The organism is Candidatus Limimorpha sp. (genome assembly GCF_056203535.1).
The window spans coordinates 1-17,800 of sequence record NZ_JBADWU010000114.1; the positions used below are offsets into that span (position 1 = coordinate 1).

The following is a 17,800-nucleotide window of genomic DNA, read 5'->3' on the forward strand; positions in this document are numbered from 1 at the left end:
TGTCAGTGTCTCCCTGTTTGAAAAGGCTGATTTGAAAGAACTGCTTGCCTTACCAAACGATAAACTCGGCTACTTGAATTCAAAGCAAAATGTCAAAGAACTAACTTTATTTTAGACCTAAAATTAACGCACCAGTAATAATGTTCAACTGTAATATTATTCATTGCTATTTGAATTAATGAAATCATACAAAGATTTTGCTATGCAATTGGCTGCCAAGAATGGCACACCATTACCAATTGTTTTAAAGGCATCGGACAAAGTAATATTTGTTGGCAATTCAAATTCTTTAGGCAAAGATTGTATGGCTAAAGCTTCCGACACGGAAATTCTTCTTGCTTTATAAGGATGAATGTGAACTTCGTTATTTCCATACGCAGCTGTTGGCGAATATCTCCAACGATGCAATCTCTTATAACATTTCTTTATGTCGTCTCCTTCATCCTTTGTTTCAAACCTCAATAATCCTGCACGAGGCTGAAAATACATATTAGCATTCGGATGGTGCTCAACATCATTTTTGTCCCACCAGTATTGTACAGTAAGTTCTGGTATAATACCCTCAGGCATGGGAATAGGAGTGTCAAGACGACAAGGGGATATCTTTGGCCATGGACGACTTTTAATATCTTCTATCGTGTATTGTTTGTATTTGTCCCAATTAAAACCTAATAGCTCGTTGTGCTGCGTTTTTAGTTTTAGTTTTTTTATAGCGGTTTTGTGAAATCCGATAAGAATTATTCTCTCTCGTTCTTGAGGTGCTCCATATTCAATAGCATTTATGAGTTTTTCTGTTAGAGAATATCCGTTGTTTCTAAATTGCTCCTTTAATTGTTCAAAAAACGCTCTGTGTTTAGCAGTCCTGTATAATCCTTTTACATTTTCAAAAAGGAAAAAATCTGGTCGCGTTTTACATATCACGTTTGCATAGATTCCTGACAATTTACCGTTTTCACCTTCTTTGCCTTTATTCCTTCCTGCAACAGAAAAATCCGGACATGGAGGACCTCCAATAATTCCTGTTAATGTTTGACTTTTTGACTCTTTAATCTGTACTGAAAGTTCCTTCATCGCCTTTGATTCCATCAATTTTGTAATATCTTCAACATGATGCCCATATTTAGGAAAGTGCAAACCCATCTTTTCCCTTGAATGTTTGTATATGTCATCAAAGGCTTTATGGAATTCATTGACATAGACAATATCAAAATGTCCTTCTAACTCGAATCCCAAATCCAAAAAACCAGCTCCAGAAAAGAATGAAAAAATATTTATTATTTTATCTGCCATAATCTTATTACTACTTTCAACTGCATTGTGGCTATATTCCATTTCTTGTGAACAAATAAATGTATATCCTCCTCCAATTTTTTTAATAAAATTTAATCTTTATCATTTCCCTTTGTTCGCAGCCATTCAGAAATATTCAGCCCTACCCTTGACATTTGCGAGGAAAGTTTTTCTGTTATTCTTTGTGCATATAATCTTTTTAAGGTAAGGACCCACTGATATTTATTGCCTTCAGCATCAGTAAACACATACGTTTCGTTGTCATTTTCGGCTTTTACCGGTTTATTTTCTTCCTTAGAGCTGAAACGCCACATATTTATGCTATATGGATGGATGTCAACACTTTTTATCGTTTTCTGGTCTAAAACAATAGGGATACCATTTGACATCTCTTTATTTATTGGAACAAAAATAAAATTCTTTCCATTTGTACTTATTCTGGCACAATCACATGCGGGTGATACACACAACCAATAACAATTCTGTTCATCTTTTAAAATTGCTCCTTGAGTTAATTTTGGAGCAACTGGTTTGATTGAAAACAAATCCCTGTTTTGAGTCAGTTGGGCAAATAACAGGTTGGTTTCATCTTCAGATTCACCGTTCAAACAGTAAAATCCCGAAGAATGTTTTTTGGCATTATTTTCCGAATATGAATTATTGCTTTTGTCTTTAATATTCTTAAAGCACCCACTTATAACTTGTTTCAGCAAGTCTTTAGTGACAAGAATCTGTTTCGTTGTTGTATCAATTAAATCAATCTCCTTTCCTGTGGATGGAATTCCGTTAAGCCAACGGTTGACAAATTCATTCAAATCAATAGAAGATGCATCTACCAATTCTGTTATTGCTGTGCCAAAAACTTCTGATAAAAGTTCGGCCCCGTCTTCTATACAAGTTAAACTGCAATGCCCCAAAAATGCGGGATCCAAATCTTTAGAAAACACGCCCAAAATCTTTGATGTGCTATTGCGTATTTCCGTTATTGCCTGAAGTGCAAAATTCGGTAGCAATCCAGCTGTTAAGAAAGAAAATTCATTGACAATGAAATCTGGAAGTTCTTCGTATTTCACCATAAATTGCTTTAGTGCATCTCCAGAATGGCTATATTTCCCTTCTTTGTATTTGGCTCTTACAAGAATTTTAACATTATTTATTCTGACCTCAAGCCTGTCATTTAATTGTTGTTTGTTTGCTGATTGAATCCGATCAAACAAGTTATGACATATATTATTCAAGTCTGTCTCTCCAGTATATACAACAATCAACTTGACTTTCCCATTTCCAGCATCTTTCACAATTTGCTGAATGAGTGGGATAGTGTATTGCCCTCGTTCATCATCTGAATCGGAATCAGTTTCAAGATCAGTGCTTGGTTGCAATTTGTCATCTGGGATATTTAGTCGCCAATCCAACACGATTGCATCTGCCTTAAATAGCATAGAGCAAATGTTATCCAAATCAGAAGCCTTTTCTGGAGCAAACACTGAACATATTTTTCCTTTTTTAGCAAAAGCATCCGTTACGGCTTTTGCGTCAAAGTCATTATCGTTTTCCGGTACTTGTTTATATGCACATTCATCAATGAATACAATTGTACTCAAAAAGTCATCTGCTATTCTTTGCGATATTTCGGTGAATGTATGTTGAGTCTCTTCCATATTATTGCTGTTTAAAGATTCTAAATGTAACTGTGCTTCCTTCTCTTGGAGTATCAAGTTTGAGGTCGTAGTTTTCATCATTCAGCACCTCTTTACTGATACTTAACCCTAATCCTCGTCCATTAGGTTTCTTTGAATACCGTAATTCAAATATCCTTTCTTTATCCGTCTCTTTTATGGCTGGTCCATTATTAGAAATGAAAACATTACCTACTTCATCTGCATGAAGACGAATGATTTTTTCAGGAATTTCGGAGTGTGACAACCAATAGATGGCATTATCCACTATGTTTACAAACACAGGGTAAAATGTGGAACGGAATCCGAAAAGTTTTCCTTGTGCAAAACCTTTAGTATGTTTGAGCTGGACATTATGCCGTTCAAGCCGAGACTTGAACAAATCAAGAAGGAACGAGTTGACATCAAGTAGCGGAATTTCTTCTTTGTTTCTATACAAACGTCTGTTTAAAGGTGTAAACAGATTCATGTAGTTATCCAGATGTTCAAAGTTTATTTTAATATTCTTGTAAATGGAATCAAGGTCTTCGTGCATATCAGACCATGCTTTTAAATCACGGATACTATGTCGGATAGAATTGATAGTTCCATTAAATTCGTGGTGAATGATGCCAACAGCCAAGCCTAACTGACTCAATTCAATATCTGACTGCAAACGGGTTCTTAAGTCTTCTAATTCCTCGGACATAGTGTCCACAATCTGGTCGTTGGTGACAATATCGCCATTTTCTTCTTTCTCCACATAAAAACTGGTGAATTGCCTGATGATGCGGTCCATGACTTCTGTGTTTCGATTGCTAATAGAGTCAATCTCATCACCTAAACGTTTACGTTCTTTTACCAAGTCAAATGTATCAGCCTGTTGCGTTGCCAAAGTGTTCATTTGATCTTTCACGCCTCTAATTTGTCCGTCAAGGTCCAGCATGAGCTGGTTGGTTATCTCTTTGATATGTTCAGATACGGACTTAACAATATCAATAGTTTCCTCTTTTTTCTTTTTATTTAAGGAAAGAGCTTCTTCTGAAATCAAATCAACTGCCTGCACCAGTCGTTTTCGTTTGCTAATTTCAATATTGAGTTTTTTGATACAATCAGCTATCAAAGTGTCAATACGTGTTTCCGTATTTGCAATCACTCCATTACACAAATCCTGATAATTTTTGCAATATACATCATAATCAGAACGCGAAGCCTTAGAAATGACAAAACCTTTCGGAAAAGGAACGGCGATGGTTTTCTTATAATCAGCTAATTTTTTTCGTGTTTCGTTTTCCAAGTCCACAATCTTTTGGCTGGCTGCATCTGGGTCTTTAATGTAAGGTATGACGTTCAGTTCTTCTGCCAATTGATTCACTATGTCATTCAACTCCTGTTCAAAAATATGATTTTCCAGTTTGTTGAAGAAATCATCCAATTGTTTAAGGAATTTGTCTTTCTTGGCTTTGGCTTTTTTCGATTGATTCTCTAAAATCTTATGGGTTCGTTCGAATTCGGTCTTTTTCTCTTGGAAGAATTCAGACTGGATACTATCTGCCTGATCAGAAAAAATATCTTGCTGCAGTTGAAAGAAAAAGTTCTTTAGAACAGATTGGAATTGTCGATAAGCTGAATTTTCAATAAAGCCCTCTCGTCCAGCTTTTTCACGGAGCTCACTTTCTTCAAGCCCCTTTATTTCTACTGTTCCAAACATTCTTCGATATGAGAAAAAGGAACCAAATCTTTTTGATCGGCTTTTTTCAATATCTATAAAATCATAGTCAGAATCTCCGTAAGGAAGAACCCGAATGTTGTTTCTATAGATGTACAACCCTCCCATTCGATTTGTTTTATCTTTCACTCTTATGTAGTCACGATTTGACATTCGAGAAGCTTTTTCTTCACCCTGAATATACGCAATATCTATGGAAAACAGGCCGCAACTCAATTCCCTGAAATTGTTTTCTCGCCACGATAAAGAATAATCGTATGTCTTGTCTCCATAAATAGTAATTTGTCCTTTAAATTGGCCGTATTTATCAAATTCACCTTTGATATGATGATCTGCTAATTCAAATTCTTCAGGAGTAAAAAAGCTTTCTTTGTCGATTATACTAGTGAAGGAACCGTCATCATTTCTAAAATCACGAAAAGATATATCAACAGCGGGGGCTTGATGCTCTGGAATCATCGTGTTGTGAAACCCCAATAACATCTTTTCCATTTTTGTAAGCTCGTTTTGGCCGCTCTCTTTTAATAAATCGGAGTATAGTATGTCATCAACAGGAGAAACATAAAATTGAGTTCCACAATCTTTTTCGTCAAGATTGAACGGTCCAGAAATCTTTTCATATAAGACATTGGCGTTTAATGAAAATGATCGGATTGTATCGCAAATCTTGTCACAGGATTGTTTGGATATTTTCCCCTGCTTTGCCAAATTTTCTAATGGAGCAATTGCTTCAGCTTTAATGTTTTCTATGTCATTGAAAGAAGGGAAACCATCGTATTCGCAAATAGGAATGACAACATCCTCCATATTGATACCAGGAATTTCAAAGATTTCCCAGTTTATTAGGGCTGCTATTATCTTTGCATTATCTTCTGACTTTGATTTCGTTAGAATTAAAACCTGCTTGCCAATAGATGCAATGGCAAGTCTACCTATACCTTTCTCACCGGAAACAGGACGATATTCTTTTGACGGGTCTCTTGGCGGTTGTGAAGAACTCACGAACTTACTTTCTGTTCCAAGAACAAGCCATCTATTTTCAAATTCATCACGAGTCATCCCCATACCATCATCCCGAAGAACAAGCATATTCTTACTGCGAATCAAGCTTGCATCGAAATGGTCGGCATACGCATCGTATGCGTTTTTGATAAGCTCATTAATTGCGGTTGGAATACCTGCAATCTGTTGCCTTCCCAGTAAGTCTAATGCTCTTGCTCTGGTTTTAAATTGTGCCATTTAAAATGATTTTATCGTTTCACCTAATCTTCTTGCGTATTCACAAGGAACCGCATTGCCAATGAGTTTGGCCGCTGTGGCGATGCTGTTTGTCTTGAAAACATAGTCCCTGGGAAATGTTTGTATAGTAGCACCTTCTCTAATAGAGATAGCCCGATCTTCTTCCGGATGTCCGAAACGGCCGTTGGAAATGCTGAAAAACTTTGTTGTAATGGTCGGCGCTGGTCTGTCCCACCACATACGCCCATACGTGTCTTTGAAACTGTCATCGTGGTCAATGAAACATTTCAATTGTAATTCTGGGTCATTGGCCCAATCTAACCGGCTTCCTCCGTCATGGCTGGTCTTTTGCATTCGTCTTAATCCTTTCGGACTGAGACCTGCAACAGTATGTTTGAAATCAGTCGTATCTTTATGACCTGCTTGTATTTTAGGGAAGCCGTTTTTCTCCCCAAGAACATCGCGCACCGTCAATTTCTTTTTGCTTTGTGCTGGAAACTTTATTTCAACATTTTCCAAACGAGTTGCAATTAAAGAAAAACGCCGACGACTTTGTGGAATGCCGTAATCGTTCATATTGACGATTTTCTTCTCGTATTTGTATCCTAATCTGTCAAGCTCGGATAAGAAAAAGGGAAGAATGCTTTCCTTGTTTGTGATAATTCCAGGAACATTTTCTACTAAAACATACCCTGGTTTATAATATTCAATGAAACGGGAAAAGTTACGTAACAGGTCTTTTGATTTTAGGGATTTGTTTTTGTCTGAATTGATAATACTATAAAACTGGCACGGGCTGCAACCGACAAGGATTAAAGAATCGTCATCCTTTTGAATGTCAAATTTGCGTTCAAAAAAATTAGTTCTCAAATTACGTATGTCAGTTTGAATATATACAGTTCCTGGATTGTTGTATTCGTATGTTTCTTTAGCATCTTTATCAAAATCAACGCCAGCAATGACTTCGATACCTGCTTGCCGCAATCCACAAGTCATGCCGCCTCCGCCACAGAAAAAGTCGATAGCTTTTAAATCTAATCGTGTATTTGAATTATTGTCTGCCATTCAAAATAAAATGTCATTTTAGCCATTCAAAATGATGAAATCCAACTGCAAAAATAAACAAATTTCCAAACTCGCAGATGCAAATTTACCTATTTCAAATCATTTTCCCAACAACTATACGAAATTCATTGAATTTCCCTCACTCCAAAACAAAGGCGCCTGATTGCTCGGGAGCCCTGTTATGCTGGTCTACCTTGGAATAAAATGGGCAGAGTGTTTTTGTCTTCTGCAGACTGCGAGAAAATTCCACATCAATTGGTTGCGATATATTGAAAATGTCGTACTTTTGCAGACCGAAAATCCTTGAAACGAAACCGCAACCAATTAGGCGGATTCATTTTTGGGGTTAACCCTAAAGCCGTACACATTCCAATTGTTTTTCATGAGGTAATGTAGAGTGCGGTTTTTTTATGGCAATAATATACTTTTTGCCCCATATTTGTTGGAACAAACCAACCGATGTAGTGCTCGAAGATCTCAAACTACGCCCGCCCTATACCCGCTCCATACTTCGTCCAATACTTGCTCATACTTCGCTCAATGCTCATCCAATCAAAGGGATTGGACAAGCTGTGTATCAGGTTATTACAAATAACAGTAGAAGTACGGTGGGGGTCCTGGGAGGCGACAGACTGCTGGCAACGGAAACTCACCACGTGACTTGTAAAGGTGATTATATACTTTTTGACCCATTTTGATTGCCAAAGCCATGGAAGTCGGCGGGCACATCTCGATTAGATACGCTAAGTTGGCAAAACAAAGGAAAATTGTTTTTTCAACCTTTTTATGACAAATTATAATGCTTGTTTTTGTGTAACAAACACATTATCAATAATATGATAAAATTCATTTTGTCAAAAAATCATTTGTCATTTTGTCACAATAAGCAAATTCAACCTCCTCGTCATTTGTCACCTATTAATAAAATATTAATAATATATTATTAATTAGGTATAATAAGTAGGCGAAAAGAGGTTGGAACATCGAAATCGCTTATTGTGATTTTTTGACAAATGACAAAATGACAAAATTGCCATGCTGAATACAAGGCTATACCTGGGCTATACCAACGCTATCTCCGCATCCAGTCTCCTGCCGCTCCGCTCCCACTCCGCTTCGTTGCGCAACGGAGGAAACCTTCAAAAGATAACCAGATGGGCTGTATAGAACCCAGCCTTGGCATTGGGATGGTAGTGGCTTTGCCGTTCTGCGTCCGGCAGGCGAGGGCTTGCGACCGCAAGGCCCATTCGTGTAGATTTGCGGTTCAACATATCTGCGTCCGGCAGGCGATGGCTTGCGACAGCAAGGCTCATTCGTGTAGATTCGCGGAATTCGTGGTTCATCATATCAATGTCCGGCAGGTGAGGGCTTGCGACAGCAAGGCCCATTCGCTTGATTCGTCTGATTCGCGGTCAATAATAACGAACACTGATTCACAAAGCGAAAGACGTTACGATTTAAAGTTTAACATTTTATCGACCGTAAACCAAAACCGCAAAAGCGGGATGTCTGGTTTTCAGGCAATCTTCCAGTCTTCCACCGTCTTTGTTTCCGACGAGAAAGAGATGCCAATCTTCACCATGCGCTTGCCGTCGGCCTGGTAGGGTATCATGTAGCCTTTCTCGTCAATCTGGCGGAGGGCTTCCTCGGCGGTGCCGTCGAGTTTCATCTCCATCACGAAAATGGTGTCGGTTAGATGGACGATGCAGTCGGTGCGGCCGGTGGCGTTCTTCACCTGGGTGTAGGTGCGGCAGTTGATCATCTCGAACACGATGAAAGTGATGACCTCGTAGAAAGCTTCGTATTTGGCGATGTCGTCCAACAGTTTGCCGCCGTGGTCGAGATATGGAATGGCCTTGAAGCAGGATTGCAGTGCGAGCATGGCCTTTTCGACATTGCCGTGCAGCAAGGCGGCATAAATGTCGCCGGCGAAACCTCGCGTGTCGTGAGTGCCCAATTTCAGGACGGTTCCGGTGAAACTCTCCAAAAAGCCGGTCTTCACTTCCGCATTCGGAAAATCGAGCGTGTATTTGTTGCTGTCGAAATCATACCCCTTTATCGTGAGATAGCCGCTCTGGTAAAGCAAAGGCAATGCCGACTCCATGCCTTCGGTCGGGACGTCGAACTGCGACGAGGTGACCTGCAGCTGCGGCAGGCTGAGCAAATTGGTTCCGAAGCGTTTCATGGTCTCGAAAAGGAAAGTGGGTGTGCCGCTGCTGAACCAGAAATATTCGAGGCTCTTGCTCTTCAACACGTTGGTGATGCTGAAGGGATTGAAGATGTCGGGCGATTTTCTCCCGAAATGATAGCCGTCATACTGCTGCTGGAGCATGGCAACCATTTCATCAAAAGAGCATGAATATTCCTCTGCCAAGGCCTCAATGTCAACGCGAAACACGTCAAGGACTTCCTCTTTTGTGAAGCCGCAAATGTCGGCGTATTGCGGATCCATCGAGATGTTGGTCAGGTTGTTGATGGTCGAGAAGATGCTCAGCTGCGAGAACTTGGTGATGCCCGTGATGAAGGCGAAACGCAGGTCTGCCTCTGCAATCTTCAGCACCTGGTAGAATTCCTGCAGGATGCGGCGCACTTCGCCCAAGTCGTCATCGTAGAGATGCTCGAGCAGTACGGAGTCGTACTCGTCGATGATGACCACGCAAGGCAGGTCCGTCTGCTGATGGGCACGCTTCAGAAGACCTTTGAATTTCGAACCTGGAGTCTGTTCCGTTTCGTCTCGCCCGTATATGTTTTCGTATTGTCCCAGGTCCCAAAGCAATTCATCGGTGATGTTTTCTAGATTTGCTTTGTTTTTGCACGCGCTGATGTCGAACTTGAAGACTGGATACTGCTTCCAGTCCTTTTCCATGCCGGCAATGGCCAGGCCCTCGAAAAGCTCCTCCTTGCCCTCGAAATAGCATTTCAAGGTGTTGCACAGCAGCGACTTTCCGAACCTGCGCGGACGGCTCAGGAACACATATTTCGATTCGTGCACAAGCTGATAGACCAAACCGGTCTTGTCGACATAGATGCGTCCGTCGTTGCGGATGTTCTCGAAATCCGCCATCCCTGCGGTGAAGTATCGTGGCTTTGACTCCATAACGGTTTATTTTTGGCAAAAATACGGTTTTTTGGAAACAAATCTGAAACAAATCTTTATTAATCTCTTTTCTCCTTTCCTAACCGATTTTCCCTAATTGGCGGTCATCGGGTTTTGCATCTCCGATGCTCTCGTGGCAAAGTTATATGTATTGCGCGTTCTGATTCAGCTTCTTAACTACGATTGTCTTTTTTTCGACCACGAATCTCACTAATCCTCACGAATATGAATCCGCTTCGCGTATTCTTTTGACTTCATCGAGAGGCTATGAGATTATTGTTCTGCGTCCGGTAGGCAAGGGCTTGCGTAGCAAGACCCATTCGTGTAGATTCGCGCAATTCGCGGTTCATCATATCAGCGTCCGGTAGGCAAGGACTTGCGACAGCAAGGCCCATTCGTGCAGAATAGTGCAATTCGTGATTCATTATATCCCCGTCCGGCAGGCAAGGGCTTGCGTAGCAAGGCCCATTCGCTTGATTCGCCCGATTCGCGGTTCATCATATCAGCGTCCGGCAAGTCGGGAACCTGCTCTAAAAAACAATATTTCGCCTTTCATTACGTTCATTCTCTAATTATTTGTATTTTTACCGCCCAAATCCTATCACTATGAATCGTATCAAGACTTTTGCAATCATACTACTTTCTGCGATTACATTCGCTGCTTTTGGTCAGGACGATGTGGCCATCGGCCATTGGCGTACTCATCTGCCTTTTCAGCAAATAGTTGATGTAGAGCTGTTTGGCAATAAGGTTTTTGCCGCCACACCTTTTGAATTGTTCTATTACGATCAGGATGACAATTCCATCAACATATTGAATAAAATCAATGGCTTGTCGGATGTGGGCATCAGCACTTTGCGCTACAACAAGGCGCAGAACCTGCTTTTTGTCGGCTATGCTGACGCCAATGTCGACCTGATTTATGCCAACGGCGAAATCAGGAACATGAGCGACATCAAGGACAAGAATCTGATGGGAAACAAGAGCATCAACAATGTCGTTTTCGATGAGCATCTTGCCTACGTTGCCTGCGGCTTCGGCATCGTGGTCTTCGACCTGAAACGCTGCGAGGTGAAAGACACGTATTATATTGGCAGTCAGGGCAGCATGATGGATGTGCGTGACATCGCTTTCTATAATGGCCGCATCTATGCCTCCACCGACGATGGTCTGTATTCTGCTTCCCGCGATGCTCAGAATCTGGCCAACTTCGCCTCATGGCATTTCGAACGCGACCTCATTCATCCGCATTTGGCCTACGACGAAATGGAGGCTTTCTCCGATAGGCTTTTCCTGAATTACAACGGTGGTTTCAAAGCTGATACGGTTTTCGTTTTCGATGGCAACCGCTGGGATTATTTTGAGAAATCGGTCACTGATGTCAGGCAGGAGTTGCGTGCTTGCAACGACCGTCTCTTGATTACCAGCCAATACAATGTCTTTGTCTACGATTCCCAAATGCAGGAAATCATAAGCATTTACAATCCTGGCGCGAAAATTGAACCGTTGTCAGCCGTCTTCGATGCCAAAAATTATTGGATTGGTGATTTGAAGCGCGGTTTGGTGAAGACGAGTGGCTGGGACAACGAAGACATTGCGCCGAATGGCCCCTATACCAAGAATGTGTTTGAGTTGAGTGCATGCGGCGATCAGGTGTGGGTGGCTACGGGCGGTCATGCCTCCAACTGGAGCAAACGCTACATGAAAGAGGGCGTCTTCCGTTTCGATGGCTCGTGGACGAGTTTCAACCACACCTTGCTCCCTGATTTGAAAGACTATTCCGATTTCGTATGCACGGCCACCAATCCTAACGATCCTTCGGTGACATACGTCGGCACATGGGGCGACGGCCTCCTGAAATTGAAAGACGGTCAGCTCGTTGAAGTGTACGATGCCGACAACAGCACGCTCGATTACTGGACTGCCGACCCGTCGCTGATTCTGGTCAGCGGCTTGGCTTTCGATAGCAAAGGCAATCTTTGGGTGGCCAACTCTGGAGCGCCCAACCTGCTTTCGGTCATGGAACCTGACGGGCGATGGCATTCCTATAGTTTAGGAGGTTCTTTTAGCAGCCTCGACATCGGCTCGCTTTATGTCGACACACACGACATCAAGTGGATTCTCCGCCGTGTCGGTCAGCAGGACTGCCAGACTTTGGCCTTCAATGATAACGGAACGCTCGACATCACTTCCGACGACCAAGTCATGGGGCTGACCAAACAGATTGGCGGCTTGTCAGGCGATAGGGTGAATTGCATTGCGGTGGATAGGAACAGAGGTGTCGTTTGGTTGGGAACCGATGTGGGACCTTGCTGTTTCGACGATTCACGCCGTTTGTTCACCGACCCAAGCTATAAGGCAAGCCGTCCAAGGGTCGACCGAAACGATGGCACCCACCAATACGATTATTTGTTCGATGGCTCCAATGTGCTTTCGATGGCCATTGATGGTGGCGGCAACAAATGGTTCGGCCTTGAATCGGGCGTTTATGTAGTTGACGATTCAAGCGAAGTCAAGTTGAAACATGGCTTTAATACCAGCAATAGCCCGATGCTCGACAATGCTGTCAACACGATGGCTATCCGTTCGGATGGCGAAGTGTTCTTTGGCAGCGACAATGGCATCATTTCTTTCCGTGGTGAGGCTGCTGACCCTGATCCGACAACGAGCGAAATCATAGCTTATCCAAATCCTGTCCGTCCTGAATACAATGGCTATGTGGGCATCAAGGGGTTGGTCAATGATGCTTTGGTGAGAATTACCACGGTCGATGGCGGTTTTGTCAAGGAACTGCATTCCGAAGGCGGTCAGGCGGTTTGGGACTGCACCTCTGCCGATGGCAGCAAGGTAACGCCTGGCGTTTACCTGATTTTCGTCAGCACCGACGAAGGAGAACATCGCTTTGCCACCAAAATACTTGTAATGAATTGATGGACGACAAATTGCAGGGTGTCGTCTTGCAAAGCATACGCTACGGCGACACAAGTCTCATCGTCAAAATCTATACACGCAGCTTCGGCTTGCAGTCGTATATAATAAAAGGTGCGTTCAGCCGTGCCTCGAAAAGCCGTGCGGCTTTCTTCCAACCGCTCAATGTCATCGAGTTTGTGGTGAGTGGCAAAAACCTGCACAGCACTTTGGGTTATATCAAGGATGTTCAGATGGCGTTTTTCTACCAGACTTTGTTTTCGGAGATGAAGAAAAGTGCCATTCTGATGTATGTGGCCGAACTGCTTTCAAAGTCGCTGACCGAACAGGAACAGAACCTTGCGCTTTACGATTTCATTATCCATTCGCTGCAGTGGATCGACCTGACCGAAGAAAACTATGCCAATTTCCCCTTGTTTTTCACTTTGGAGATGAGCCGTTTTTTAGGTTTTTATCCCAAGACCAATGAGTCATCCTTGCCTTTTTTCGACATGATGGAAGGTCATTTTGTGGCTACAGTTCCGATACATCCGTATTATCTGGAAGGCGATTCCGCAGCCATTCTGTCGGCCATGCTCAATCGGGATTTGGAGAAAGTCATGCAGTTGCCACTCAATGTGGTGCAACGTCGCAATCTGCTCGATGGTATCATTACCTTCATGCGGCTTCATGCGCCGTTTTTGAAAAACCTGCAATCGCACGAGGTGCTGCAGTCGGTGTTGGGATGACAACAAAAAAAGCACCAGCCGAAACTGATGCTTTTCGTTTTTTTACGGATTGATTCGTCTTAGCGCAGTTCCAAAGAAGTTTGTCCGACCAGCTTGCCGCTTTGTTCGTAGACATCAATGAAATAGTAGCCCGGCATCATTTCAAATTCCGAAGGCTTGATGTAGTAGGCGCGGACAGCAGCATCCTTGTTGTCGTAATTGACACTCACTTTTTCAGTGTACTGAAGCGTTTCGCCATTCGATTCGAAGGCATATTCATCGCCTTTGCCTTTGCTGATGATGGCTTTTGTCGGGTCGGCAATGCGGATGTAGAACACCTTGGTTCCGGCTTGAGCCAAATCGTTTTGAGCTAATGTGAAGTCGATCTTGATGCGCTCGGCTTTCGCAGCCCTGTCGGTCTCGGTTTCGGTTCTGCCGCCTTTGAAACGTACAGCGGTTGCCTTGAAGTTGTAAATCTTCATGGAGGAGGCCATATTCACTTTGCCGGTCAGCTCTTCGGCTTGGCGCGTCAGGTTGTTGTTCTTGCGCACTTCGCCTTGGTATTCTTCGCGGATGCGCTCGTTTTCGGCCACCAGCTCGCGGTTGACGGTATAAAGTGAATCCATCTGTCTCACATATTTCTGTGAGATGACTTGCAATGCGCTTACTTTCTTCTTGATGCGGTTGTAATCCCATTGAGAATCAAGGAGTTTCTTGATTTCGACGGCATCGGCTTGGATGATGCTGTCTTTTTCGGCCAGCTCAAGGCTAAGTTCGCCATAGCTGTCTTTCAGTTCGTTGTGGACACGCATGAGACTGTCGACTTCAGCTTGGAAATCGGCGCGTTGCAATTCCTTTTCAGCTTCCAATGCCGAAAGGTCGCCTTTTAATGTGAACATCCAAATCAAAAGGCCGATGATTGCGGCAACAAGGATTGCGATGACTGAGTAAATCCATGTTGTGTTTTTCTGTTTTTTTTCTTCTGACATATTGCACAAGGTTTAAATTTTCAGAGTTCTTGTTTGCTTTTCGTGATTGATAACGTAAATCAAGGTGTTTTTGTTTTATGTCTTTTCAACAATTGGCTCAACTTTTGTCCTCGGAATGCTAACCGGCAGATATTGCCCTACAGCCTCTATGTAGATGACGAGTTTCCTGACATCTTTTGCCGAAACAAGTCGGCCTTCCAATCCCATCATCGGTCCGCTGATGATGCGCACCATCTGGCCTTCCTGCAAATCGCAGGTTTCCTGAGTCTTCTTGTTCTCGTCATAGTCGCTGATGTATTTCCTGATGGCAATGATTTGGTTTTCGGGAACGATGACCGGCTGATGCTCAAAGGTGACGAAATGAAGTACACCGTAGACGTTGAGAATGGGAATGTGCTGTTTTGGCGAGGAATGCACAAAAACATACGACTTGAATAGTGGTTCCTCTACTCTTTTCTTTCTGTCGCTCCATTGCTTGATGGTGGTGACCAAAGGCAGATAGTAGTCAATGCCCATTTCATCAAGTCGTTCGGCGACTTTTTTCTCCGACCTCGACTTGACGTAAATGGCATGCCAGTGTTTTTCGTCTTTAGCAAACATTATGCTATTTGTTTTTCTTGTTCTTTTTCTTGTCGTCCTCTTCGCCGTAATAGCCGCTGCCGTAGTATCCGTCGTGCTTTCCGTATTTGCCGTAACCATAACTGTAACCATAACTGTAGGCATAACTGTAGCCGTACTTATAGCTGCCGTAACGGTAGCCGTAGCTGTTTTCCTGCTTGATGCCGTTGAGGACGATGTTGACCTTGATGCCGCGACTTTCAATATCCTTGATGATATTGCCGAAAATATTCTTGTTGGTGACACCTTGGCGGATGATGTAGAGGTTGACATCGGTGTGGCGCATCAGGAGGAAGGCATCGGTCACGAGGCCAAGCGGAGGCGTATCGATGATGATGTAGTCGTAGATTTCTTTCAGTTTTTCGAAAAGGGTGTTGCACTTTTCCGAAGCAATCAGTTCGGCTGGGTTGGGCGGAATAGGGCCGCTGGTGATGATGTCGAGATTCGGAATTTTACCTGATGTCTGGACGATGTCTTCTAATTCATCCTTGTTGGAGAGATATGTGCTGAGGCCGATATTGTTGTTCAGGCCGAATTCCTGGAAGAGTTTCGGTTTACGCATGTCGAAGCCTAACAGCACGGTCTTTTTGCCGTAAAGGGCGTAAATGGATGCAATGTTGATGCTGTTGAAAGTCTTGCCGATGTTTTGCGAGTCGCCAGTCACCAGAATGACGCTTTTCTGCTTGCTTTGCGTGATGTACTCCACGTTGGTCCTGACTGAGCGGAACGATTCGGCAATAGACGACTTGGGCGAATTGATGACGACCAGCGGGTTTTTGCTGCTGGATTCGATTATTTGTCCGATGATTGGGAATTGTGTGAGCTTTTCGACATCTTTGCGGTCGAGGATGAAAACGTTGAAGAAATCCTTCAGGAAGAGGTAAAGTGCCGGGATGAGCAGGCCTAAAATCAAGGCGATGAGGTAGTTCATCGATGAGCGAGGAGCGACTTTCACTATCCTGTCGATGCATGCTTCGTCGATGATTTCGTTGTCAGGCGTGTTGGAAGCTCTCAGAATCTGGGCTTCGGCACGGCGCTGCATTAAATAATTATAGGTGTTTTGGTTGAGCTCGAATTTTCTCTGGTAGCCCAAGAGCAGACGCTGTTTGTGCGGCATGTTGCGTGATTCTATTTCGGCTTTTGCGATGCGCTTGTCGATTTCGGCGATGCTCATTTTGGCATTGGAGACCAAGTTGTTGGCGCTTTCCAGAAGGGTTTTCTTATAAGTGATGATTTGTTCATCCATCTTGATGATGGTAGGGTGCTGGTCGGTGAGGGTGACGACTTGTGCAGCTTTGGTTTGCGACAAAGTCACGAGATCGACGACGAGCTTGTTAAGCAAGGGGTCGCTGATGCCCATGGTGCTTGGGGCGGCTAAGTTTTCAGGGTCGTCGATTTGCATCTGGATGTAGCTTTGGAGCCTTTGGTAGAGTTTCAGATTGACTTCCAGTTCGGCTTTTTCCTTTTCCAAGGCTTTCAGGTTCAGCAAGACTTGCTGTGCCTGTGCGTCGAGGTTCATGAGGTCGTTGCTGGTGCGGAAATCCTGCAAGTCGATTTCGGCTGTGCTCAGTGAGTCCTGAATGCCGCTCAGTTCCTTGTCGATGAAGTTGATGGTGTTTTCCGAGACCTGATTTTTCTTTTCTAACCCTCGTGTGACATATTCGTTCAGCAGCAGGTTGGTGAAATCGACGATTTTCTGGCGGTTGGTGCCCGACATTACAATAGATGTGATTGATGACTGCTTGCTGGTGGCGTTGACGCTATATGAACTCATGGATTTGACCAAGGTCGGGTAGTCGTTGATGACAAACATCATTTTGCGGGTTGGTTCGGTCTCCTCGTTGTATCTTTCGTTGAGCACAATGCGGATGCGGTTGTAGCCGTTATCGATCCATTCGCCTTGGGTGTATTCGCCTGTTGTCGTAATTTGGGAAGGCTGGCTGGAAAGTGTCTGGCAAAGAATGAAATCGTAGGTCTTGTGGTATTCCGACTGGGCTTTCAGACTGATTTTCCCATTGTCGAGGATGGAAACTTCGTAGACTAAGCCGACGGTTTGTGGCACGCTGCGGTCGAATTCGACGGTGAAAGGTGAGGTTTTGTACATTTCAGCAGTGGCAATTCTGCCTTTTTCGAAATAGCTCACTTCCAAGTCCATTTTCTTCACCACGCGCTCGCAAAGCGAATAGGACCTGAGAATGGCCATTTCGTTTTCAAGGTTTTGCATGCTGCCGTATGAGACACCCGTCATAATAGATGTCGGGTCGAAACTGCTCTTGTCTTCTTTTACCAGAACTGTGCCCGAAACTTGATAGATATTGGTCGTGTACCGGTTGATGACAAATCCGATGGCCAAAGCGATGACAGCACCGGTGATAAACAGATACCAATGACTTAAACAGATGTATATCAATTTTTTAATATCGATGCTTTGATCATCGTTATTAGTGTTCCTATAAGTGTTTTGTTCGTTTTGCATAAAG

Annotated in this window: 11 protein-coding genes; 3 read left to right on the top strand and 8 right to left on the bottom strand. The window is 43.3% G+C overall.

Annotation, left to right across the window (positions count from 1 at the left end; translation table 11 throughout):
- Positions 1–156 precede the first annotated feature (156 nt).
- The 4 genes from AC06MN_RS14075 to AC06MN_RS14090 all read right to left on the bottom strand — a co-directional run bounded on the left by AC06MN_RS14075 (position 157) and on the right by AC06MN_RS14090 (position 6,981).
- Complete coding sequence (locus tag AC06MN_RS14075; RefSeq protein WP_475673006.1) at positions 157–1,290, bottom strand: DNA cytosine methyltransferase; 1,134 nt, start codon at positions 1,288–1,290, stop codon at positions 157–159.
- Positions 1,291–1,382: 92 nt separating this feature from the next.
- A complete protein-coding gene (locus tag AC06MN_RS14080) occupies positions 1,383–2,951 on the bottom strand; it encodes a response regulator receiver domain (RefSeq protein ID WP_475673007.1) in 1,569 nt (522 codons plus the stop codon).
- Position 2,952: 1 nt separating this feature from the next.
- Positions 2,953–5,916: an ATP-binding protein gene (locus AC06MN_RS14085; protein WP_475673008.1), complete on the bottom strand. Its 2,964-nt coding sequence runs from the start codon at positions 5,914–5,916 to the stop codon at positions 2,953–2,955.
- On the bottom strand, positions 5,917–6,981 hold the full coding sequence (locus AC06MN_RS14090) for a DNA cytosine methyltransferase (protein ID WP_475673009.1): 1,065 nt from the start codon (positions 6,979–6,981) through the stop codon (positions 5,917–5,919).
- Between the two features lie 1,154 nt (positions 6,982–8,135).
- Between AC06MN_RS14090 and AC06MN_RS14095 the strand changes: the two genes are divergently transcribed.
- Positions 8,136–8,585: a hypothetical protein gene (locus AC06MN_RS14095; RefSeq protein ID WP_475673010.1), complete on the top strand. Its 450-nt coding sequence runs from the start codon at positions 8,136–8,138 to the stop codon at positions 8,583–8,585.
- On the opposite strand, the gene AC06MN_RS14100 is transcribed toward AC06MN_RS14095, so the two are convergent.
- Positions 8,498–10,078: an ATP-binding protein gene (locus AC06MN_RS14100; RefSeq protein ID WP_475673011.1), complete on the bottom strand. Its 1,581-nt coding sequence runs from the start codon at positions 10,076–10,078 to the stop codon at positions 8,498–8,500. The two genes, AC06MN_RS14095 and AC06MN_RS14100, sit on opposite strands and share 88 nt — an antisense overlap.
- A gap of 606 nt (positions 10,079–10,684) precedes the next feature.
- Between AC06MN_RS14100 and porZ the strand changes: the two genes are divergently transcribed.
- Both porZ and recO read left to right on the top strand, forming a co-directional pair.
- Positions 10,685–13,009 carry a type IX secretion system anionic LPS delivery protein PorZ gene (gene porZ / locus AC06MN_RS14105; RefSeq protein WP_475673012.1) on the top strand — a complete coding sequence of 775 codons (2,325 nt, stop codon included), beginning with the start codon at positions 10,685–10,687 and terminating at the stop codon, positions 13,007–13,009.
- On the top strand, positions 13,009–13,734 hold the full coding sequence (gene recO / locus AC06MN_RS14110; RefSeq protein ID WP_475673013.1) for a DNA repair protein RecO: 726 nt from the start codon (positions 13,009–13,011) through the stop codon (positions 13,732–13,734). Before porZ ends, recO begins: the two co-directional genes overlap by 1 nt.
- Positions 13,735–13,793: 59 nt before the next feature.
- Here the strand turns inward: recO and AC06MN_RS14115 are convergent, their stop codons facing one another.
- From AC06MN_RS14115 to AC06MN_RS14125, 3 genes are all read right to left on the bottom strand, one after another.
- Positions 13,794–14,702: a Z-ring associated ZapG family protein gene (locus AC06MN_RS14115; RefSeq protein ID WP_475673014.1), complete on the bottom strand. Its 909-nt coding sequence runs from the start codon at positions 14,700–14,702 to the stop codon at positions 13,794–13,796.
- A gap of 75 nt (positions 14,703–14,777) precedes the next feature.
- Positions 14,778–15,302 carry a UpxY family transcription antiterminator gene (locus AC06MN_RS14120; protein ID WP_475673015.1) on the bottom strand — a complete coding sequence of 175 codons (525 nt, stop codon included), beginning with the start codon at positions 15,300–15,302 and terminating at the stop codon, positions 14,778–14,780.
- Positions 15,303–15,306: 4 nt separating this feature from the next.
- Positions 15,307–17,796 carry a GumC family protein gene (locus tag AC06MN_RS14125; RefSeq protein WP_475673016.1) on the bottom strand — a complete coding sequence of 830 codons (2,490 nt, stop codon included), beginning with the start codon at positions 17,794–17,796 and terminating at the stop codon, positions 15,307–15,309.
- Positions 17,797–17,800: the final 4 nt, after the last annotated feature.

Coding starts and splice junctions, on each gene's coding strand:
- AC06MN_RS14085 (WP_475673008.1), bottom strand. CDS start 5,916: ATGGCACAATTTAAAACCAGAGCAAGAGCATTAGACTTACTGGGAAGG.
- AC06MN_RS14075 (WP_475673006.1), bottom strand. CDS start 1,290: ATGGCAGATAAAATAATAAATATTTTTTCATTCTTTTCTGGAGCTGGT.
- AC06MN_RS14100 (WP_475673011.1), bottom strand. CDS start 10,078: ATGGAGTCAAAGCCACGATACTTCACCGCAGGGATGGCGGATTTCGAG.
- porZ (WP_475673012.1), top strand. CDS start 10,685: ATGAATCGTATCAAGACTTTTGCAATCATACTACTTTCTGCGATTACA.
- AC06MN_RS14095 (WP_475673010.1), top strand. CDS start 8,136: ATGGGCTGTATAGAACCCAGCCTTGGCATTGGGATGGTAGTGGCTTTG.
- AC06MN_RS14115 (WP_475673014.1), bottom strand. CDS start 14,702: ATGTCAGAAGAAAAAAAACAGAAAAACACAACATGGATTTACTCAGTC.
- AC06MN_RS14090 (WP_475673009.1), bottom strand. CDS start 6,981: ATGGCAGACAATAATTCAAATACACGATTAGATTTAAAAGCTATCGAC.
- AC06MN_RS14080 (WP_475673007.1), bottom strand. CDS start 2,951: ATGGAAGAGACTCAACATACATTCACCGAAATATCGCAAAGAATAGCA.
- recO (WP_475673013.1), top strand. CDS start 13,009: ATGGACGACAAATTGCAGGGTGTCGTCTTGCAAAGCATACGCTACGGC.
- AC06MN_RS14125 (WP_475673016.1), bottom strand. CDS start 17,796: ATGCAAAACGAACAAAACACTTATAGGAACACTAATAACGATGATCAA.
- AC06MN_RS14120 (WP_475673015.1), bottom strand. CDS start 15,302: ATGTTTGCTAAAGACGAAAAACACTGGCATGCCATTTACGTCAAGTCG.